The organism is Ferruginibacter sp. (assembly GCF_031391665.1).
Classification (GTDB): domain Bacteria; phylum Bacteroidota; class Bacteroidia; order Chitinophagales; family Chitinophagaceae; genus Ferruginibacter.
The window spans coordinates 1-21,666 of record NZ_JANMUN010000174.1; the positions used below are offsets into that span (position 1 = coordinate 1).

The following is a 21,666-nucleotide window of genomic DNA, read 5'->3' on the forward strand; positions in this document are numbered from 1 at the left end:
ACTTGGCGATGACGATGACCGTCACGCCGAGCGTCGCGCGGCCAGCGTGGATCAGCCACAGGGCCAGCAGCTTGACCGGCAGCAGCGCCAGCGCCGGCACGATGAACAAGGCCAGCGCCAGCGGCGGCGGCACCCGGCAAAGGCGCGCTTCGAGGCGCGCGAGCGGTGGCCACAGCGCCCAGCGGGCGAGCACGCGCGCGAGCGGCTTCCAGCCCCATTCCTCGAGCCAGATGAGGAGCGCGAGCGGTGCAAGGAGGGTGGCGCGCAGCACGCGCCAAAGTGGACTCGGCCGCCGCTTCAAGCCGGCTCCACGCCGCGCAGCCAGCAGCGCACCACCGCCGCACCGAGCGGCCCGGCGATCTCGGCGATGAAGCGGCTGAAGTCGACCGAGGCGCTGTCGTCGGAGCGGTCCGAGACGGTTCGCAGCACCGCGAACGGCAGGTCGCAGTCGTGGCAGATTTGCGCGACCGCCGCGCCTTCCATCTCGACGGCCAGCGCGTCGGGCAGTTCGCTGCGCAGCGCGGCACGCTCGATCGCCGTGGCGATGAAGCGGTCGCCGCTCACCACCAGGCCCTGGTGGACTAGGGGGTTATCGATGCCCAGCGCGGCAAAGCTCGAGTCCAGGCCGATGCGTTCGGCGGCCAGCGCCGTGCGCGCGGCCGTGACGAGCGCGTCGCCGAGATCGACGTCGGTCGGGAAACGCGAGCGGCCGGTGAGTGGCACCTCGTGGCGGGGAAACAGCGGCGACGCGTCCATGTCGTGCTGCAACAGCTCGCGCGCAACGATCACGTCGCCGACCGCTATACCGGGCGCGAGCGCACCGGCCACGCCGGTCAGCACCAGCGCATCGACGCCGTAGCGGTCGGCCAACAGCAAGGCCGTCGCCGCAGCGGCCACCTTGCCGATGCCCGAGCGCACCAGCACGACCTCGTGGCCGTCGAGCAGGCCGCGGTGAAAGGCGCGGCCCGCGTGGTGTTCGGTGACCGCGGCCAGCAGCGCCGCATGGAGCGTGCGCAGCTCCTCATCGAGTGCGGCGACGATGGCAAAGCGCAGACCCATCCTGGCGGCGCGGATTCGCCTAGGGCAACAGCAGCGCGCGCTTGACGGAACGCGCCACCGCCGGGCCCTTGACGCGCTCGACTTCCGCGACCAAGTCGTTGGCCACCTGCTGCAGGCCGGCAAGACCGCTGGCCTTCTCGATCGCAAGCGCCCAGCGGTAGCCCTTCAAGAGGCCGAGGTGTTCCTTGGCGAGACTTGGCAGCAGGTCGTAGAGGTCGGAATACGAGAGCGCGGTGGTCGTCGCCGACGCGGGCGCGGACTCGGCCGCCGCACCGGCCGCTCCAGCCGTTGCCGTGCTGGCCTGCCCGGGCGGGATGCTCGTCGGCGCCGCTTGAACGCTGGCGACTGCGGCGGCACCGAACGGGGCCACCAGACCGGCGTCGAACAGTGTCCGCAGGTCGTCCGCCGTTGCGCCTCGCACCAGCGCGATCCACTGGTCGCCGGCCTTGCTGGCGTCGATGATCAGCAGCAGGTTGCGCGCGGTTCGCGTGAGCGCATGGACGCGGGCACGGATTTCGTCGCGGCCCGTATCAGTCTTGGTGTAACGATCGGCCATCGATGCCACTCGCTTTGCAGACGGAGACTTGGTGGCGAAGTGTACGAAGCCGCGCGGACACCCCGTCGTCGCGGTGAACAAAACCGCTCCGTGCGCGATGCGCAACCCAGCCAGGCTTCACGTCTTGACGCGCAGTTCGCGGCGCAGGATCTTGCCGACGGCAGTCTTGGGCAAATCGGTGCGGAACTCGACGATGCGCGGCCGCTTGTAGCCAGTGAGATTGGCTTCGCAATAGGCCCGCACGGCGGCCTCGGACACGGCAGCGTCCTTCCTGACCACCACCAGCTTGACCGCCTCGCCCGAGTGTTCGTCGGGCACACCGACCGCCGCGCATTCCAGCACGCCCGGCATCAGGCCGACCACCTCTTCCACCTCGTTGGGGTAGACGTTGAAGCCGCTCACCAGGATCATGTCTTTCTTGCGATCGACGATCTTGAAGTAACCGCGCTCGTCGACGGTGCCGATGTCGCCGGAGCGAAAGTAGCCGTCGGGCGTCATGACCTTGGCGGTCTCGTCAGGCCGCTGCCAATAGCCGGCCATCACCTGCGGGCCGCGGATCGCGATCTCGCCGGGTGCGCCCATGGCGACCTCGCGCCCTTCGTCGTCGAGCAAGGTCAGCTCGGTCGAGGGCAGCGGAATGCCGATGGTGCCGCTGTAGGCGGTGCTCGTCACCGGGTTGCAGGTCGCCGCGGCCGAGGTCTCCGACAGGCCGTAGCCTTCGCAGATGGGGCTCTTCGTCTTCTCGAGCCAGAGCTTGGCGGTGCCGCCGGTGATGGCCATGCCGCCGCCCACCGAGAGCACGAGGTTGGACCAGTCGACGCGGTTGAACTGCGCGTGGTTGACCATCGCATTGAACAAGGTGTTGACGGCCGGCAAGATGTGGAACTTGTACTTGGCCAGTTCCTTGAACACCGACGGCAGGTCACGCGGGTTCGGGATCAGCACGTTGGCGCCGCCGATGCGCATCGCCACCATCATGTTCACCGTGAACGCGAAGATGTGATAAAGCGGCAGCGCACAGACCATCGTGATCTGCTCGCCGGGCGGTATTTTCTTCGTGACCGGTGCGTTCCAGGCCTCGATCTGCAGCACGTTGGCGATGATGTTGCGGTGCTTGAGCACCGCGCCCTTGCTCACGCCGGTGGTGCCGCCGGTGTATTGCAGCACCGCGATGTCATCGCGCTTGAGCGGCGGCGCCTTGAAGGGGCTGCGGCGGCCCTTGGCGATGGCCTCGCCAGCTTCGGCTACGGATATTTTTAAGATTTTGCTGTGCCAAACTATAAAAGGGTAACCATATCAATAACACTAACAGAAATTTCTTCATAAACAATAATTGTACCTCTAGGATGATAAGGTATTTGAAAATACATAAATTAATTAAGTTTTTTAAAAATCCCCGGCTTAAAAGGATTGGCGGCCCTTTCATAAGTTTGTATATTTGCCGCCAATTCATCAAATTACAACATCAATCAATAATGTACAGAACCCACACCTGCGGCCAATTAAGATTAACTGATAACAATAGCACTGTAACCCTTGCCGGATGGGTGCAAACCGTTAGAAAATTCGGCAGCATAACGTTTGTAGATTTAAGAGACCGCTATGGCATTACTCAATTATTATTTTCAGAAGCATTGAATACAGAGCTGGAAGCAAATCCTTTGGGAAGAGAATTTGTATTGCAGGTAAATGGTACGGTAAACGAACGCAGCAGCAAAAACGCCAATATTCCAACTGGTGATATTGAAATAAATGTAGCCTCCTTTAAAATATTAAATAAATCGGCTGTGCCGCCATTTTCTATTCAGGATGATACCGATGGTGGAGATGAACTGAGAATGAAATACCGCTTTTTAGATTTACGAAGAAATATTGTAAAGAAAAATTTAGAACTGCGTTATGCCGTAGGCCGCAGCGCAAGAAATTATTTGCACGAAAATAATTTTTTAGATATTGAAACACCTTTCTTAATTAAAAGTACGCCGGAAGGTGCAAGAGATTTTGTGGTGCCCAGCCGAATGAACAGCGGACAGTTTTATGCATTGCCCCAAAGTCCGCAAACGTTTAAACAATTATTAATGGTAAGTGGTTACGACCGCTATTACCAAATTGTAAAATGTTTTAGAGATGAAGATTTACGTGCCGACAGGCAGCCCGAGTTTACACAAATAGATTGCGAAATGTGTTTTGTAGAACAGGAAGATATTTTACAAATGTTTGAGGGTTTGGTAAAACGTATTTTTAAAGATGTTAAAAATATTGATTACACCGAAACCGTACAACGCATTACGTGGGAAGAAGCCATGTGGAATTACGGTAACGATAAACCCGATATTCGTTTCGATATTAAAATTTGCAACCTTAAATTTCCTGCACACACTTTTCCAACAAAAGAAAATCAGGCAGCAATAATTAATGGTGTTTCGTTTGGTGTATTTGATGATGCTGAAACCGTAGTTGCCATTTCAATTCCCGGTTGCAGCGAATACACCCGTAAACAAACCGATGAACTAACGGAGTGGGTAAAGCGTCCGCAAATAGGTATGAAGGGATTAGTATTTATAAAATGTAATACTGATGGAACTTTTAAAAGCAGCGTAGATAAATTTTATAACGAAGAAAAACTTTCTGCCATTGCAACTGCAGCACATGCAAAACCAGGCGACTTAATTTTAATTTTAGCTGGCGCAGAAGAAAGAACAAGAAAAGCGATAAGTGATTTAAGAATGTATATGGCCGATAAATTAGGTATGCGTAAACCCACTGATTTTAAATTGTTGTGGGTGTTAGACTTTCCGCTTTTTGAATATGATGAAGAAGGTAACCGCTGGGTGGCACGCCATCATCCGTTTACTTCGCCAAAGCCAAATCAAATTGCAGAAATGATCAACAACAATCCTGTAATTGAAAATGCGGCAGAATATTTAAAACATCCTTATGCAAATATAAAAGCCAATGCCTATGATATGGTGTTGAATGGTAACGAAATTGGTGGCGGGTCTATAAGAATTTTTCAAAGAGAATTGCAGGAAAAAATGTTTGCAGCATTAGGTATGGATGCCGAAGAGCAACATCATAAATTTGGTTTTTTACTCGGCGCATTTGAGTATGGTGCACCACCGCACGGTGGTATTGCATTTGGCTTCGACAGGTTGTGCTCTATTCTCGGTGGCAGCGAAAGCATCCGTGATTTTATTGCCTTTCCTAAAAACAACAGTGGCCGTGATGTAATGATTGATGCGCCAAGCACTATTGATGCCAAACAGTTTGAAGAGTTGCAGATAAAGTTGGATTTGAAATAAAAATGTTTTAAATGAAAATGTTTAGATTACTTAATATTATTCATATAGTATTAATTGTATTTCTATTCAGTTATACATCTTATTATAATCAAGTTTCGTTTGATGATAAATTTGCTTTTGCAATAATTTTAGGGATTCCTTTAATTATTACTGCAAACTGTGCCAGTAATATCAGTTTATGCTCAAGCTATGCAACAGCCAAATATTTAACACAAGGAAGAAAAATATTTTTTTGGTTATTTTTTATACTTTTCATTTTATTAACAGTAGTCTTGGTATTTGCAATATATGAAAACATCAGATTGCTAAATAAATATTCAATTCAGGGCAGTGAAATCGCTTTCTCTTATATATTTAAGTCTATCCTTTTGTTATTGACAACCTGCAATGGTTTTTATATCATTATTTATCAATTTTATTTTTTCTTTTCTACTAAAAAACGTTTGAAATTACAATTTGATAGCCTGATAAAAGAAATAGGAGAGCCTGATATCATCTAATATCTTTAATAAACAAACCAATAGTTAAAAAATAATTGAACCCTGCTTTTACTTTACTTTAACACAATTCTTCCTATCTTTTCCTTCTTAAAACCTTAATAATGAAATTGCACAAACTACTTCCCTTTATTTTATTCATTTCATTTTTTATTTCCTGCAAAAAAACAAATGATACCAGCGGAGGAGGAACTAATGCTACGCCAGCACAAACATTACCCAATGTGGCTTACGGCGCCGATGCACAGCAAAAAATGGATGTGTATTTACCTGCAGGCAGAACAGTTGCTGCAACCAAAGTAATGGTGATGATACATGGCGGCAGCTGGACAACTGGTGATAAAATTGATTTAACTGCTTTTGTAGATACCATGAAAAAACGTTTACCCGGCTACGCTATTTTCAATATCAATTACCGTTTATCTGCTGGTACAACAAATGTTTTTCCCACGCAGGAAAATGATGTGAAGACTGCACTGCAATTTATTTTTAGCAAATCATCCGAATATTTAATAAGCGATAAATATGTGTTGATTGGTGCAAGTGCCGGTGCACATTTAGCCATGCTGCAGGGTTATAAATATACAATGCCTGTAAAACCGAAAGCCATTGTAAGTTTTTTTGGGCCAGGCGATTTAACAGACATGTACAATAATCCAGTTGGCGGTTTAACCATTTTATCAACTGTGCTGGCGCAGGCTATTGGTGCAACGCCAACAAGTAACCCAATGCTTTATACTAACTCCAGCCCAATAACTTTTATTGCTGCAGGTGCCCCGCCAACTATTTTATTACATGGCAGTACCGACCCTTTGGTAAATCCTTCTCAATCTGTTGCAGTAAAAAATAAATTAACCGCAGCCGGTGTAATCAATCAATACATTTTATATCCCGGCAAAGGCCATGGCGATTGGGATAATGCTACGTATGGAAATGCATTTAGCAATGTGCAGGTTTTTTTGGAGACGAATGTGCAGTGATAAATTAGTCATTAAAGAGGAATTTCATTTTAGTCTTTTATTTACATACATTTTCTAATTACTTTCGTTAATAAACAGATTACTTAAATTTCAACCAAAATATATGAAAAGGATTAAAGCTTTTGGTCTTGCATTTTTTTCTATAACATTACTTTCTGCAACATTATTCAACATAGAACTTGAAACAAAAACTTTACTTAGTGGGAAAATAAATTTAAAAATTCCAAAATCGTTTGAAATTATGTCTGAGGAAATGTTGAAAGTAAAATACCCTTCCGAAAGGCGGCCTACACTGGTCTATACAAATGAATCAGGCGGAATTAATGTAGCATTGAACCTTACACAGAGTAAAGCTGCCCAAAATATTATTTCAGTTTATAAAGATAAATTTGTAGAAACTTTTAAAAACGTTTACCCTTCTGCTGATTGGAAAGATAAAAATGTAAAAGAAATTAACGGAAGAAAAGTAGGATACCTTGAATTGATAACACCGGCAATTGACACAGAAATTTATAATCTGATGTTCTTTACAGATGTTGACGGCAAATTGTTGATCTGCAGCTTTAACTGTACTAAAAAAAATATACCAGAATGGACAGCTATTGCAAAAGAGATCATGAATTCCTTAAAAGTAAACTAATTCTTTTTTGATTTAAAAATACCTCAATATAAAATTCTGAGCATTTTATATTGTAATTCAATTTACCAGTAACAATATAATCTGGTAAATTTGCTTCATGAATCTTCCTCCGCTTGCCGAGCGTTTACGCCCCACATCACTTGATGAATTAACCGGACAGCAACACCTTACCGGCAAGGGAAGTATTTTGCGTAAAGCCATTGAGCAGGGCAAAGTGCCCAGCATGATTTTATGGGGGCCGCCGGGTGTGGGCAAAACTACTATTGCCAATATTATTGCTCATACTTTACAGGTGCCGTTTTATACCTTAAGTGCGATAAGCAGTGGTGTAAAAGAAGTACGTGAAGTAATTGACCTGGCAAAAAAACAACCCCGTACGTACGGGGTAATTTTATTTATTGATGAAATTCACCGCTTTAACAAAGGCCAGCAGGATGCCTTACTGGGTGCAGTAGAAAAAGGTATCATTACTTTAATTGGTGCTACAACAGAAAACCCCTCGTTTGAAGTAAACAGCGCTTTGCTGAGCAGGACGCAGGTGTATATTTTAAAAGCACTGGATGAAAAAGACCTGATCGCCTTATTGCATCATGCCATACAAACCGATGTGGTTTTAAAAACAAAAAAGATTGAATTGTCAGAAACAGAAGCACTGATAAATATTTCGGGTGGCGATGCAAGGAAGCTGATGAATTTATTAGAACTGGTAACGGACACCTTGGGTAACCATGTTATTATTACAGATGATGCAGTAATGGAAATTGCACAACAACGCATTGCATTGTATGATAAAAAAGGCGAACAGCATTACGATATTATTTCTGCTTTTATAAAATCAATTCGTGGCAGCGACCCTAATGCTGCGGTATATTATTTGGCACGAATGATTGAAGGGGGTGAAGATGTAAAATTTATTGCAAGAAGATTATTGATATTGGCCAGTGAAGATATCGGTAATGCTAACCCCAATGCTTTACTGTTAGCCAATGCTGCATTTGATGCGGTAAATAAAATTGGTTATCCTGAAAGTCAGTTAATATTATCGCAGTGTGCTATTTATTTAGCTACCAGTGCAAAAAGTAATTCGGCCACCGTGGCTATTGGCGCTGCAATGAATGCCGTAAAACTTCAAGGCGATCTATCCGTTCCTTTACACATTCGCAATGCACCTACCAAATTAATGAAGCAGGAGGGTTATGGTAAAGGATATGAATATTCGCACAACTACGAAAATAATTTTTCGCCGCAGGAATATTTACCCGATGAAATAAAAGGCACTGCATTTTATAACCCTGGTAATAATGCACGAGAAGAAGAGTTGCGCAAGTTTTTAAAAACTTTATGGAAAAACAAGTATAGCTATTAAGCCAATACATTTACTTTGTAATGATGAAACTAATAAGGTATTTTATTTTTTGTTTTTTATTGATTACCGTTTTTAGCAGTAATGCACAAACTGCAACAGTGCCATTTTACAAAGGTGCTGTAAAAGCCAACCGGGAGAAAACTTACACTTATATAGTCAACACATCTATCATAAAAAATTTATCGCTGCCATTAACCGATGAGACAGAAGCCGACTGGCAGGATGCTTTTTATGCGATGGAATTAATACGCTACAAACAACCGTGGGTTAATGAAAAAATAAAAACGGCCTTTGATAGTATTGAAAACAGAACTGTAGGTTTTCAAAGGGGTTTGATGGAAATGCTGTATGCTTTGCGAATTAAGGATTTTAAGAAAGCTGCATTCAATTTTTTGAGTAAAACAGAAGACGCTAAAATATTTGCAATGGCTGCTGAATATTTATTAATGTGCGACAGGCAGCCTTCTACCATTTTAGAAATATCAACGCTGGGCTCCAAAAAAATTTACAACACAAAAAACGATCAAGAGTATGCTATCATCAGCAGCTTAATGGAAAGGATAGTTGATATAACCAGAAAAAAAACTGATTTTGTTTTGAAGAAAAATTTATTTGATAAAAATTATTTGAAAGGCAATGTGATCGTTTACAGTATTCAACGTAAAAACAGGGATTTTCCCGGAATTGTTTTGGTGAGAGATACAAATGGTAATTTTGTTACTTACAGCAAGAATATTATTTTTTCAGTTCCGCAACTGGCGAGAAGTATTAATGGTTTGCCAGGATATTTAACTAATGGTAATACACCTCAGGGTATTTTTAGAATGTATGGCTTCGACATCAGTAAAAACGGTGCTATTGGTCCAACAGAAAACATTCAGCTTACTATGCCTCTTGAAACTTCCATACAGCATTTTTTAAAAGACAGTACAATTATTGATAGTGTATGGACACTTGAATGGTACAAAAAATTATTACCTCCTGGCCCCACCAATTACTATCCGCTATACGAAACATATAACGCAAGTAAAGCTGGCCGTACTGAAATAATTGCACATGGTACAACTGTAGATACTTCGTTTTACAGAGGGCAACCATACTTTCCGCTTACGCCAACTGAAGGATGTTTGTGTACTAAAGAAATGTGGAGTGCAACAGATGGTAAACGTACCATAAGCGATCAGCAAAAATTAGTAGATGCAGTTAAAAAAGCTGGTGGTGCCGATGGTTATTTAATTGTAATTGAAATTGACGACCAGCAAAAACCGGTGAGCATAAATGAAATTTTGCCTTACTTAAAAAAAACTAAATGAGTGATATTGAAAGCAGGGCAGATATTGAAAAGCTAATTATTATTTTTTATGAAAAAGTAAAACTGGATAGCACCATTGGTTTTATTTTTAATGAAGTGGTGGCAATGGACTGGCCACATCATATACCGGTGATAGTAGATTTTTGGGAAACTATTTTATTAGACAACCCGGTGTATAAAAAAAATGCAATGGAAGTACATTACGATCTGAATAAAAAAGTAGCGTTGAAAAAAGAACATTTTACAAGCTGGTTATATTTATTTACCTCCACAGTAGATGAATTGTATGAAGGTAAAATTGCAACGCTGGCAAAAACAAGAGCAAAATCTATTGCAGATGTGATGTTGTTTAAAATGAGTAACGTAAATTAATGGCACGCTGAGGTGGAGAGAATACAGAGGTACTATATAATTAATGGAGCAATGTATTGAAGGGGCTGAATAAAGAACAAAATGTACAAGTGAGTGACACAACGATGTTCATAAAAGAAAAAATGCTGGTCCAAAAAAAACAGAGAAGATTGAATTTTATAACATATCTATTTACTAATGCAGCAACAATCTAAGTTCCCTTTTAGGGGACAGGGGCAAATGGAAATTGTCTGGACACTTAAAAAATTTGATGACTTAACCCCTGCAGAATTGTATGCCATAATGCAATTGCGTAACGAAGTTTTTGTGGTGGAACAAAACTGTGTGTACCAGGATGCGGATGATAAGGATGCAAAAAGTTTTCATTTTATGGGCTGGCAAAAAAATATATTGGCAGCATACACACGTATAATTCCGCAGGGAATTTCCTATACACAGGCCAGTATTGGCAGGGTGGTTACTTCTCCTAAGTTCAGGCGCAGCGGTATGGGCAAACAACTGATGGAATTGAGCATCAGCAATACTTTTAGCCTTTTTAATTGCAGCGAAATAAAAATTGGCGCCCAGTTATATTTAAAAAAATTTTATGAAGGCATGGGGTTTTTACAATGCAGCGAAGAATATTTAGAAGATAATATACCTCACATAGAAATGCTGCTGTTAAAATAATTGTAAAGGCAAAACAATATTTAACACAAGCTTCCGTTTTAATGAATAGTGCTGTAAATTTTTTTGTGTGAAGAAAGAATAGTGAAAATTTATTCGCTTTATTATTTATCCAATATCTGTAGAAAACACTAAATCTAATGTCTGATGAAACCACGTTTACCCCAATTTTTTGGTAAGTTTTTATTGCTTTTAATGATTTGCTTTACACTCCTTAGTAAATCATACTCCCAGGGTTTTATATTCGGGGGCGAAAAAATTAAATGGGAAGTTGGCTTAAACTTTGGCCCGAGTTTTTTCTTAGGCGACTTAGGCGGTAACGCAGGCAAAGGAACCCACGCTTTTACAAAAGATCTTAATTTAGAATTCACCAAATTAATGAAAGGTGCGTACGTAACTATGTACCCAACAAAGTGGGCCGGTTTAAGATTATCTGCTGCCCTTACTTATTTAGAAGGTGATGATGCTGTAATAAATACTAATGGCCTTGATGAATTGTATCGCAAACAACGTAACCTTGATTTTAGAACCAATGTTTGGGAGGCCAACGCCTGCCTTGAATTATATCCTACCATGCTTTTTAGTAGTGACCCCGAAAATGAACCAAGGTTCAGACCTTATGGTTTAATTGGAATTGGTGTTTTTCATTTCAATCCACAAGGTTCTTTAAAAGACAGCAGGGGAAATAAAACCTGGTATTATTTACATCCGCTACGCACCGAAGGCCAGGGAATGGCTGAATACCCCAAGAGTAAACCTTATGATTTAACACAAATGAATATTCCATTTGGCGGAGGTATAAAATATTATGTGAGCGACAGGATAAGTGCTGGCGTAGAATTATTATACAGAAAAACTTTTACTGATTACATTGATGATTTAAGTCAAACTTATATTGACCCAAGAAATTTTGCCAAGTACTTACCAGCACAGGAGGCAGCACTTGCAACAAGATTGTACGATAAGACAATTGGTATAATTTATCCCGGTATGACAAGGTGGCCTGCAGGAACGCAACGTGGCGATTTGAAATATACTGATACTTATTTTTCTGTAATTGCAAAAGTAGGCATCAGGCTGGGACCAATTTATGAAAGTTCATTTGCAAGAAGGGCAGCAAGGCAAACAAGATGCCCATCGGTTTATTAATATTAAAAACCTATATCTATGAATAATAATTTACAAATTAACCCAACAACATTAAAAGCTGCGTTTGTTTTTTTAACCTGCACGTTTTTGATATTGCATTATATGAGATAATAAAGTTTTTTAGTACAAAGCGATACAACAGAAGTTAACCCCCGAGGATACCAAGGAATATTTTTATATTACTTGCTACCCCTGAAACCACAATCTTAAAATTTCGTTGCTATCCTTTTTACTAATTTTTATGAGTAGAAATAATCGAATAAGGAATTCATCCGCCGCAAGGCAGGTGAATTTTTTATTTTAGTCATCTTCCGGATCAAAGTTTTCAAAAAAATCTTTTGCATTAAATGGTTCATCACCATCAGGAAAAGAAGCAGGGTCGTTAAACAAATGCCACTCGTCGGGCAAATCATGTTCTTTATCAAAAGAACTTATCCAATCAATAAATATTTTTCTAAAAGATTCTATTTCGTTACGCAGTACATCAATGTATTGCTGCTCTATACCATGCAATGTATTACATGCCCAAAGTGCAGTTCTTAATTCTACAACATTTACTTTTACAATTACCGCATTCTCTATCATCAGGCTGTAATATTCCATTACCATAGCCCCTTTTATTTTAGCCGAAATAAGATAGGCATTTTGCATAATCATATGCCTTGTACTTTCTGCATGGTCATCATCTTCGGGCAGCATGTCGCACATAGTTTGTGCAAGATTTAGAATATCTATGCTTTTGCGGTACAATGCATTTCCGTGTTGCTTTATCGGTTTCCAGCTTTCGCTTTTTTCATCTTCGTCGTCATAATCCATATCATCATAGCTAAAAAATCTGCCAATATTATCATCGCTCATAACAATATTTTTTATTTTAAGAGATAGATACTTCTATATTTTATTAGCTTTTCTACTTAACTGATGTCAGGGTTTTTCCCGATTTATTCGGGACTGACGGGGTTTTAATCACTCTTGTAAATTTAGCAAACAATCTTATTGTAATTCTGCCTGCAAAAATTTACCGGTAAAACTTTCTTTTACTTTTACCAATCCTTCGGGCACACCTTCAAATAAAACTTTACCGCCGCCATCGCCACCTTCGGGGCCAATATCAATAATATGATCGGCCACTTTTATTACATCCATATTATGTTCAATTACTAAAACGGTGTTGCCTCTGTCCACCAATTTTTTTAATACTTCCAGTAAATGCTGTATATCCTGAAAGTGCAAACCTGTTGTGGGTTCATCTAAAATATAAAATGTTTTGCCGGTATCTTTTTTACCTAATTCGGTAGAGAGTTTTACACGTTGTGCCTCGCCACCGCTTAATGTAACTGCACTTTGCCCAAGGGTGATGTAACCTAAGCCAACTTCCTGCAGCACTTTTATTTTTCTAAAAATATAAGGCACTGCCTGAAAAAATTCTACTGCTTCATCCACCGTCATATCCAGTACATCGCTGATGCTTTTTCCTTTGTAACGAATTTCTAAAGTTTCCCTGTTGTATCTTCTGCCATTACATTTTTCGCAATGCACATATACATCGGGTAAAAAATTCATTTCAATAACCCTCATGCCGCCGCCTTCGCAAACATCGCACCTGCCGGTTTTTACATTAAAAGAAAAACGGCCTGCATTGTAACCCCGAATTTTTGCTTCGGGCACTGCAGCAAATAAAGTTCTGATGTCGGTAAAAAATCCACAGTAGGTTGCTGGGTTACTCCTTGGTGTACGACCAATGGGGCTTTGATCTATTTCAATAACTTTATCAATCAACTCCATGCCCTTAATATTTTTATAAGGCAATGGATTGGCTTTGCTGTTGTAACAAAATTTATTCAGCAGCGGGTATAAAGTTTCATTTATTAAAGTTGATTTACCACTGCCACTTACACCGGTTACTAAAATTAATTTGCCTAACGGAAATTTTACAGAAACGTTTTGTAAATTATTTCCGCTTACGCCATTCAGTTCAATAAATTTTCCGTTTCCTTTTCTGCGCTCTTTAGGAATCTCAATATTTTTTTTACCATTCAAATATTGCGCTGTTTCCGAATTAGATTTTAAAACAAATGCCGGAGTGCCTTCGGTAACAATTTGTCCACCATGGGTGCCAGCTTTGGGGCCAATATCAATTAAATAATCGGAGGCCAGCATAATATCTTTATCATGTTCTACTACTAAAACACTGTTGCCAATATCACGTAAATTTTGCAATGCAGTAATTAATCTTTGATTATCTCTTTGGTGTAATCCAATACTCGGCTCATCTAAAATATAAGTAATGCCCTGCAGCTGGCTGCCTATTTGCGTAGCCAGTCTAATCCGTTGGCTTTCGCCACCACTCAGCGTTCTGGACGGTCTGCCTAAACTGAGATATGTTAATCCTACATCTAATAAAAATTGCAGCCGCTCCCTTATTTCTTTTAAAACATCTTTTGCAATAGCGTTTTGTTTATTGTTTAAGCGTAATTCCACACCATCAAACCATGCCGCTAAATTATCTAAATTCATTGCACTCAGTTCGGCAATATTTCTGTCATCTACTTTAAACCAAAGGCTTTCTTTTTTTAGTCGTGTACCGTTGCAGGTGGTACAATCTGCCAATTGCATATATTTTTCTACCCAGGTTCTTAATGCTTCGTTGCTGTTAGGTGAGCTGAACCATCTTTTCAGCATCGGGATAATACCTTCGTAGCTGCCGGTATATTCTAATGGAACAGTATCATCACTTAAATCTAAATTTAAATCGCCATTAATATTTTGATCGCCGTACAGTAACAAATCCAACTGCTCCTTAGGTAAATCATTTATTGGCTTTGCTAAATTAATTTTATACTTTTTTGCAAACACTACCACCTGCTGGTAAACGCTGGCTTCTCTTTCTTCTCCCAATGGTATAATGCCGCCTTCTTTAACCGTTTTACTTTTATCTGGTAACACCTCATCCATATCGATGGTATATACATTACCTAAACCTTTGCAGGTGGGGCATGCACCATAAGGACTGTTAAATGAAAAGGCGTTGGGTGATGGCTCTTCATAACTGATGCCGGTATCGATACACATTAATTGTTTGCTAAACATAGCCCCCTCTGCCCCCTGAAGTGGGAACTGCAAAGTCTGTGATGTTTTATTACTCTTTTTATTTTTTGCATCTTCTGATTCTTCATGTGGAGATACAAATAATAAGTCTTTCCCAATTTGCAAAGTTTTTTGTACACTCTGGCTTAGGCGAAATTTCATTTCATCATTCACCGGCAATCTGTCCACCACCAATTCTATATCATGAATTTTATAACGATCCACCTGCATCTTTGCAATGAGATCTTTTATTTCTCCGTCAATTCTTACTTTTAAAAACCCTTTTTTTCTTACTTCTTCAAACAGTTCCCTGTAATGGCCTTTTCTGCCACGTACCAATGGCGCTAATAAACTTATTTTTTTATTTTCATGGCGGTCAAAAATGGCGGAAACAATTTCTTCTTCGCTAAACTTTACCATTTTTTTCCCGGTATTGTAACTATATGCCTCCCCCACTCTTGCATATAGTAAACGCAGAAAATCATAAATTTCTGTAACGGTGCCCACCGTACTTCGTGGGTTTTTGTTGGTAGTTTTTTGTTCGATAGAAATTACGGGACTTAGCCCAGTGATCTTGTCTACATCCGGCCGCTCCATATCGCCTACAAACTGGCGGGCATAAGCACCAAAACTTTCCATGTAACGGCGCTGGCCTTCGTTATAAATAGTATCAAATGCCAGTGATGATTTACCACTGCCGCTTACTCCGGTAAAAACCACCAATTGGTTTTTTGGAATTTTAATATCAATGTTTTTGAGGTTGTGCTCCCTTGCACCAAACACTTCTATAAAATCGTTATTAACTACTATTTCTTCTGCAGATACTTTTCTTTTTGCCATTTGTACTTACTTATTGTAAAGATAAAACAAAAACTAAACTATTTAGTTGGCTATAATTTGTATTATTAATACCGTTGGAAAATATTTTTAAATTGTTCCGTTTTAAGTTCAGTATTATGCGATGCTGAGTTTTGGGAAAAATTTCTTTGCCCAAGTTTCTTTTCATTTTGGCATAATTTGCATCCTCAATTATGCATTATGTCATTTAATTTATTTGGAAAGAAAGAAGACGACTCCCCTGAAAGCATTTTTACAGACAGAACTTACATGAGCGAAACCGCAAAAATAAATGCCTGCATTGCGTTTGCCAAAGCACAACCCGATACCTTATTCATTTGCTGGTTTAGTGAAACCCTTAAAAAATTTAAAACAATATTTGCTGAGCATCAACTCGATGAAATGAAAGTGATAGATGCAAAAAATATGCACAGCGGAATGTTGCAAAACAAAAATGCCGTTTTTGCAGAACATTACCCACTGCATGAAAAGGAGTTGGCACTTGTTGAACACTGGCCTTTGGAAAAGATTATTGTCTATAGCTCTATGGATGAGCCATTGTTTAAACATTTTGGGAGCGAAAAAATAATACCATTAATGAAGTTGTTGGGTATGAAGGATGATGAAGTGATCGAACATTCTTTTGTAACTAAGTCAATTATAAAAGGACAGGGTAAAATTGCAGCCTTAGTTACTATAGAACAATTAGCCAATTCTCAGGAAGAATGGCTGGGAAAGAATTTAAAATAATTATTCAAGCAAACACAGTACAGCAACGGCTTGTAGCATTCTTTACAATTATTTTACATTTTTTATTTGGAATTTTCACAGCTATGATTATATCTTTGCGCCAGTTCTTTAAACATCTCTTATCAAGAAAGGCAGAGGGTAATGGCCCGTTGAAGCCTTGACAACCAGCCGTGGTTTGTGTCTCACAAACTGCAGCAAAGGTGCCAATTCCATCACGCCACAGGCGTGACAGATAAGTCAGATTAAAAGCCTTAAATATCTTCAACAAAATATTAAAAGCTCATCTGATTTACGGATGAGCTTTTTTGTTTTCGGCAACCCCAACAACGGCTTTCAGCCCTGTCGGCGGTTGAGAAAAAGCTCACTACTTCAAAAAACACTTTCCTGGTAAGTTTGTTCATCAACAAATAAACCATTTAACAAATAAACTAATTAACAACAATGGCAACTAATCAATTAACCATCGGGCTTTTTGGCTTTGGCGTAGTAGGTAAGGGTTTGTACGATGTACTGCACAGTACACCAACATTACAATCTTCTATAAAAAAGATCTGCATAAAAAATATTGATAAAAAAAGAAGTATTGGTGCAGAAAATTTTACTGCTGAGGCACAACAATTATTGAATGATGATGATATTAACGTAATTGTAGAATTGATTGATGATGCCGATGCCGCATTTGATATTGTAAAAACTGCTTTACAAAATGGTAAAGCGGTGGTGAGTGCCAACAAAAAAATGATTGCTGAGCATTTTGAAGAATTGTTGCAACTGCAGGAAAAATATCAAACACCATTTTTGTACGAAGCCTCCTGCTGCGCCAGCATGCCCATTATTAGAAATTTAGAAGAATATTATGATAACGATCTTTTGCAATCTATAAGAGGAATTATTAATGGCTCTACCAATTTTATTCTCACAAAAATTTTTGATGAACAATTAGAATTTAATGAGGCTTTGCTTTTGGCACAGCAACTGGGTTTTGCAGAAAGCAATCCCAAATTAGATATTGGTGGATTTGATGCCGCCAATAAACTGGCGATTTTATTAGCACATTCATTTGGTGTGGTAGCAAAAACAGATGCTTTTATATTTAATGGTATCGAAAATATTTCGTTGAATGATGCCACCGTTGCTAAAGAAAAAAAATATGCTATTAAATTAGTAGCCAATGCACAAAAATTAACCAATGGAAAACTGGCTGCATTTTTATTACCTCAGTTTGTAACTGAATCCGATGATCTGTACCATGTAAAAAACGAATTTAATGCCGTAACTACCGAAAGCACTTTTGCTGATAAACATTTTTTTAAAGGCAAGGGTGCCGGTGCATTTCCTACAGCTTCTGCGGTATTAAGCGATATTTCTGCATTACGTTACAATTATAAATACGAGTACAAAAAAATACATCATCAAACAGATACCCGGCTTACCAATGATTTTTATTTAAAAGTTTTTGTAAGCGTGGATAATATCAGCAAATTAAATAAAGACAATTTTGAGTGGATAGAAGAATGGCATAATGAATTTAATTTTAGCTGGCTCTCGGGAGTAATACATGCGGATAAATTATTCACCAGCGATTGGTGGAAACAGCCCGGTGTTTCCCTGATACTTTACCCAGATGCTATCATTGAAAATATTGATTATAAGAAAATCAGTAAACGCAGTCTTGAACTGGCAGGTGTGGTATAACTGCGGTAAACTATTAAATTGGCAACGTTATCATAAAAGGGGTTATTGGATTTTGGAGGGTTTTTACACTATTTATTAATATTTTTCTAAAATTAACGGGGCAGGCAAATTTATACGGTCATTTTAACAGTTATCCATTATCTTTGTCTACCAATTATATAGACTTTAAAAAGCTATGCTCTATATTCCTCACATAATGTGTATGTGCAAGTGTTGCACCACCATGGTTTACCGTTGTTAAATCGTGTTGCAATATTCTTTCCAACTTTAATTATGCTTTAAAAATGCCACCTACACAAAAAAATATTATCTCACAATTACTCTACCAGCTTAATGGACTAAGCATAGCTGAATTTATTCAGCAACTTACCACGCAGTTTCCGGAGCAGGTTACCTTTTCTTCCAGCTTTAGTTACGAAGACCAGGTGGTAACACATGAAATACTCAAAAATAATTTACCGGTAAAAATTTTCACTTTAGATACAGGCCGTCTTTTTGCAGAAACCTATTCTGTATGGAGCAGCACCAACGAAAAATATCAAACCAAAATACAGGCCTATTATCCGCAGGCAAATGCACTACAGGAATTTGTAGAAGCCAAAGGCCCCAATTCGTTTTACGAATCAGTAGATAACAGAAAGCAATGCTGCTATATAAGAAAAGTAGAACCATTGAAAAGAGCATTGGCTGGAAATGCAGTTTGGATAACGGGTTTACGTGCCGAACATTCTGCAGATAGAACCAACTTACCTGTTATTGAATGGGATGAAGCTAATCAAATTATCAAGTACCATCCCATATTACACTGGACAACAGAAGATGTAAAAAAACATATCAGTACCAACCATATCCCCTACAATCCTTTACATGATAAAGGTTTTGTGAGCATTGGTTGTGCGCCATGCACAAGAGCTATTAAACCCGGCGAAGATTTCAGGGCCGGCCGCTGGTGGTGGGAAGATGCTGATAAAAAAGAATGCGGATTACATATACATGAAGAGATAACCGTAAGGAGTTAAAAATTTTTTAAATAGCAGTCTACTAAACTAATAGACTAATAAAATATGAGCAGACACACATTAAATTATTTAGAACAATTAGAAGCGGAAAGCATTCACATCTTTAGAGAGGTGGCGGCGCAATTTGAAAGACCTGCGCTTTTATTCAGTGGTGGTAAAGATTCTATCACTTTAGTGCAGCTGGCAAAAAAAGCATTTGCTCCCGGAAAAATTCCGTTTCCCTTAGTACATATTGATACCGGACATAATTTTCCTGAAGCATTGCAATACAGAGATTGGCTGGCCAATGAAGTGGGCGCTACATTAATTGTGCGTAAAGTAGAAGATACCATTAAAGCAAAAAATTTAACCGAACCCAAAGGAAAATTTGCAAGCCGCAACTGGTTGCAGACTTACACTTTATTAGATACCATTGAAGAATTTGGTTTTGATGCCTGCATAGGTGGTGCCAGGCGTGATGAAGAAAAAGCCAGGGCTAAGGAAAGAATATTTTCTGTAAGAGATGAGTTTGGCCAATGGGATCCTAAACTGCAAAGACCTGAGTTATGGAATATTTTCAATGGTAAAATTCATAAAGGAGAAAATGTAAGGGTGTTTCCTATAAGTAACTGGACAGAATTGGATGTATGGAATTATATACGTGCCGAAAATATTTCTTTGCCTTCCATTTATTTTACTCACGAACGTGAAGTGATTGAACACGAAGGACAATTAATTGCAGTATCTCCTTTTATAAGAATTGATGAAACTGATGTGATTGTAAAAAAACAAGTTCGTTACAGAACTGTAGGTGATATGACCTGTACTGCTGCGGTGGAAAGTTTGGCTGCTACATTAGACGAAGTAGTAAATGAAATTAAGATTACAAGAATAAGCGAAAGAGGCGAAACAAGAATTGATGATAAGGTAACTGAAGCGGCGATGGAGGACAGGAAGAAGGGTGGATATTTTTAACCCCAACAGCCCCTCCTATCCTCCCCAAAGGGGAGGGATATGGAGAAGATAACAGCGAAGTGTAATAGTAAAATTGTAAAACATAATTAAAGTTCAACAATGGTAAACAGTACAAGTGAGTGACACAACGATGATGCCATGAAAAACAAATGTTCGTAACAAAAAAATAAAACAACAATGGATATTTTAAGATTTATAACCGCAGGAAGTGTTGATGATGGTAAGAGTACTTTAATTGGCCGGTTGCTATACGACAGCAAAAATATTTTAGCTGATCATTTGGAAGCTATTGAAAAAAGCACCAAAAATAAAGACAATGGCGAAATTGACCTGGCCTTACTAACGGATGGACTTAGGGCCGAAAGAGAACAGGGTATTACCATTGATGTGGCTTACCGCTATTTCAGTACCGATAAAAGAAAATTTATTATCGCAGATGCCCCCGGCCATGTGCAGTACACCCGTAACATGATTACTGGCGCAAGCAATGTTGATTTGGCGATTGTATTAATTGATGCAAGACACGGCGTTGCAGAGCAAACCCGCCGGCACAGTATCATTACTTCGTTATTGGGAATTCCGCATGTGGTGGTAGCAATAAATAAAATTGACCTGGTAAATTATTCTCAGGATGTGTATAATAACATTGTAATTGAATACAGCAAATTAGCAAAACAGCTGGGCATTGAAAATGTTACTTACATTCCTTTAAGTGCATTAAATGGCGATAACATTGTTGAAAAATCTTTATTAACGCCATGGTACGACGGAAAGCCTTTGCTTGAATTTTTGGAAGAAGTAGTAATTGAAAATGCTGTAAACCATACCGACAGCCGTTTTCAGGTGCAGTATGTAATAAGGCCACAAACAGAAGCGCTGCATGATTACCGTGGCTACGCCGGAAAAATTACCAGTGGCATTTATAAAAAAGGTGATAAAGTAAAAATTTTACCGGCAGGTATTGAAACTACAATTGATAAAATTGAAATTGCAGGAATAGAAGTATCCGAAGCATTTGCACCGCAGAGTGTAACACTTTTATTAACTGATGACATTGATATCAGCCGTGGCGATGCCATTGTAAAATCGACAGAAAATATTACAGCAACCAACGAAGCAGATGTATTGTTTTGCTGGCTGGATGATAAACCATTACAAAACGGCAATAAATATTTGCTGCAGCATAATAACCGCAATGTAAGAACAGTGATAAAAAACCTGGCTTACAAAATTGATGTAAACAGTTTAGAACATATTGAAGATGTACAGCAGGTTAAACTAAATGAGATTGTAAGAGCATCAATAAAAACTGCAGCACCAATTGTATTTGACAGTTATAAAAATAACCGCAGCAATGGCGCTGCAATTTTAATAGATGAAACCAGCAATGCAACAGTAGCAGCGGTATTGTTTCAATAATAATTT

The 21,666-nt window shown here is 40.4% G+C and carries 20 protein-coding genes and 1 riboswitch; of the genes, 14 read left to right on the forward strand and 6 right to left on the reverse strand.

All coding sequences use genetic code 11. The features are described from left to right. From ACY651_RS13130 to ACY651_RS13145, 4 genes are all read right to left on the reverse strand, one after another. The coding region (locus ACY651_RS13130) for a hypothetical protein (protein ID WP_462253452.1) at positions 1–271 on the reverse strand (271 nt) is incomplete at its 3' end. A 26-nt stretch (positions 272–297) separates the two neighbouring features. Then, positions 298–1,059, reverse strand: coding sequence for a 5'-methylthioadenosine/adenosylhomocysteine nucleosidase (locus ACY651_RS13135; protein ID WP_462253454.1), 762 nt, complete (start codon positions 1,057–1,059; stop codon positions 298–300). Positions 1,060–1,078: 19 nt separating this feature from the next. Beyond that, on the reverse strand, positions 1,079–1,615 hold the full coding sequence (locus tag ACY651_RS13140; protein WP_462253456.1) for a hypothetical protein: 537 nt from the start codon (positions 1,613–1,615) through the stop codon (positions 1,079–1,081). Positions 1,616–1,732: 117 nt separating this feature from the next. Then, positions 1,733–2,896, reverse strand: coding sequence for an AMP-binding protein (locus tag ACY651_RS13145; RefSeq protein ID WP_462253551.1), 1,164 nt, complete (start codon positions 2,894–2,896; stop codon positions 1,733–1,735). A gap of 194 nt (positions 2,897–3,090) precedes the next feature. On the opposite strand from ACY651_RS13145, the gene aspS reads away from it, so the two are divergent. The 9 genes from aspS to ACY651_RS13190 all read left to right on the forward strand — a co-directional run bounded on the left by aspS (position 3,091) and on the right by ACY651_RS13190 (position 11,899). Beyond that, positions 3,091–4,917 (forward strand): aspartate--tRNA ligase, encoded by a 1,827-nt coding sequence (gene aspS / locus ACY651_RS13150; RefSeq protein WP_462253457.1) that lies wholly within the window; start codon positions 3,091–3,093, stop codon positions 4,915–4,917. 11 nt (positions 4,918–4,928) lie between these two features. Continuing rightward, the gene (locus tag ACY651_RS13155; RefSeq protein WP_462253459.1) at positions 4,929–5,417 is read left to right on the forward strand and encodes a hypothetical protein; all 489 of its coding nucleotides are present in this window, start codon (positions 4,929–4,931) and stop codon (positions 5,415–5,417) included. Between the two features lie 101 nt (positions 5,418–5,518). After that, on the forward strand, positions 5,519–6,394 hold the full coding sequence (locus tag ACY651_RS13160) for an alpha/beta hydrolase fold domain-containing protein (RefSeq protein ID WP_462253461.1): 876 nt from the start codon (positions 5,519–5,521) through the stop codon (positions 6,392–6,394). Between the two features lie 103 nt (positions 6,395–6,497). Further along, positions 6,498–7,034, forward strand: coding sequence for a hypothetical protein (locus ACY651_RS13165; RefSeq protein ID WP_462253463.1), 537 nt, complete (start codon positions 6,498–6,500; stop codon positions 7,032–7,034). A 97-nt stretch (positions 7,035–7,131) separates the two neighbouring features. Further along, positions 7,132–8,400, forward strand: coding sequence for a replication-associated recombination protein A (locus ACY651_RS13170; RefSeq protein ID WP_462253465.1), 1,269 nt, complete (start codon positions 7,132–7,134; stop codon positions 8,398–8,400). Positions 8,401–8,420: 20 nt separating this feature from the next. Then, a complete protein-coding gene (locus ACY651_RS13175) occupies positions 8,421–9,713 on the forward strand; it encodes a hypothetical protein (protein ID WP_462253467.1) in 1,293 nt (430 codons plus the stop codon). Then, complete coding sequence (locus tag ACY651_RS13180) at positions 9,710–10,084, forward strand: group III truncated hemoglobin (RefSeq protein ID WP_462253469.1); 375 nt, start codon at positions 9,710–9,712, stop codon at positions 10,082–10,084. Before ACY651_RS13175 ends, ACY651_RS13180 begins: the two co-directional genes overlap by 4 nt. Before the next feature lie 177 nt (positions 10,085–10,261). Then, positions 10,262–10,753, forward strand: coding sequence for a GNAT family N-acetyltransferase (locus ACY651_RS13185; RefSeq protein WP_462253471.1), 492 nt, complete (start codon positions 10,262–10,264; stop codon positions 10,751–10,753). A gap of 144 nt (positions 10,754–10,897) precedes the next feature. Next, complete coding sequence (locus ACY651_RS13190; protein WP_462253473.1) at positions 10,898–11,899, forward strand: hypothetical protein; 1,002 nt, start codon at positions 10,898–10,900, stop codon at positions 11,897–11,899. Positions 11,900–12,199: 300 nt separating this feature from the next. Here ACY651_RS13190 and ACY651_RS13195 read toward each other — a convergent pair whose 3' ends face one another. Both ACY651_RS13195 and uvrA read right to left on the reverse strand, forming a co-directional pair. Further along, positions 12,200–12,757 carry a hypothetical protein gene (locus ACY651_RS13195; protein WP_462253475.1) on the reverse strand — a complete coding sequence of 186 codons (558 nt, stop codon included), beginning with the start codon at positions 12,755–12,757 and terminating at the stop codon, positions 12,200–12,202. Positions 12,758–12,892: 135 nt separating this feature from the next. Beyond that, positions 12,893–15,826: an excinuclease ABC subunit UvrA gene (gene uvrA / locus ACY651_RS13200; protein ID WP_462253477.1), complete on the reverse strand. Its 2,934-nt coding sequence runs from the start codon at positions 15,824–15,826 to the stop codon at positions 12,893–12,895. A 198-nt stretch (positions 15,827–16,024) separates the two neighbouring features. Between uvrA and ACY651_RS13205 the strand changes: the two genes are divergently transcribed. The 5 genes from ACY651_RS13205 (at position 16,025) to ACY651_RS13225 (ending at position 21,660) form a co-directional block, all read left to right on the forward strand. Then, entirely contained in the window at positions 16,025–16,573 is a 549-nt protein-coding gene (locus ACY651_RS13205; RefSeq protein ID WP_462253479.1) for a hypothetical protein, read from the forward strand. 116 nt (positions 16,574–16,689) lie between these two features. Next, positions 16,690–16,812, forward strand: a riboswitch (SAM riboswitch). Between the two features lie 202 nt (positions 16,813–17,014). Beyond that, positions 17,015–18,268 carry a homoserine dehydrogenase gene (locus tag ACY651_RS13210; RefSeq protein ID WP_462253481.1) on the forward strand — a complete coding sequence of 418 codons (1,254 nt, stop codon included), beginning with the start codon at positions 17,015–17,017 and terminating at the stop codon, positions 18,266–18,268. 284 nt (positions 18,269–18,552) lie between these two features. Beyond that, complete coding sequence (locus ACY651_RS13215; RefSeq protein ID WP_462253483.1) at positions 18,553–19,287, forward strand: phosphoadenylyl-sulfate reductase; 735 nt, start codon at positions 18,553–18,555, stop codon at positions 19,285–19,287. Between the two features lie 45 nt (positions 19,288–19,332). Beyond that, complete coding sequence (cysD, locus tag ACY651_RS13220; protein WP_462253485.1) at positions 19,333–20,241, forward strand: sulfate adenylyltransferase subunit CysD; 909 nt, start codon at positions 19,333–19,335, stop codon at positions 20,239–20,241. Positions 20,242–20,418: 177 nt separating this feature from the next. Beyond that, a complete protein-coding gene (locus ACY651_RS13225) occupies positions 20,419–21,660 on the forward strand; it encodes a sulfate adenylyltransferase subunit 1 (protein WP_462253487.1) in 1,242 nt (413 codons plus the stop codon). Positions 21,661–21,666 lie beyond the last annotated feature (6 nt).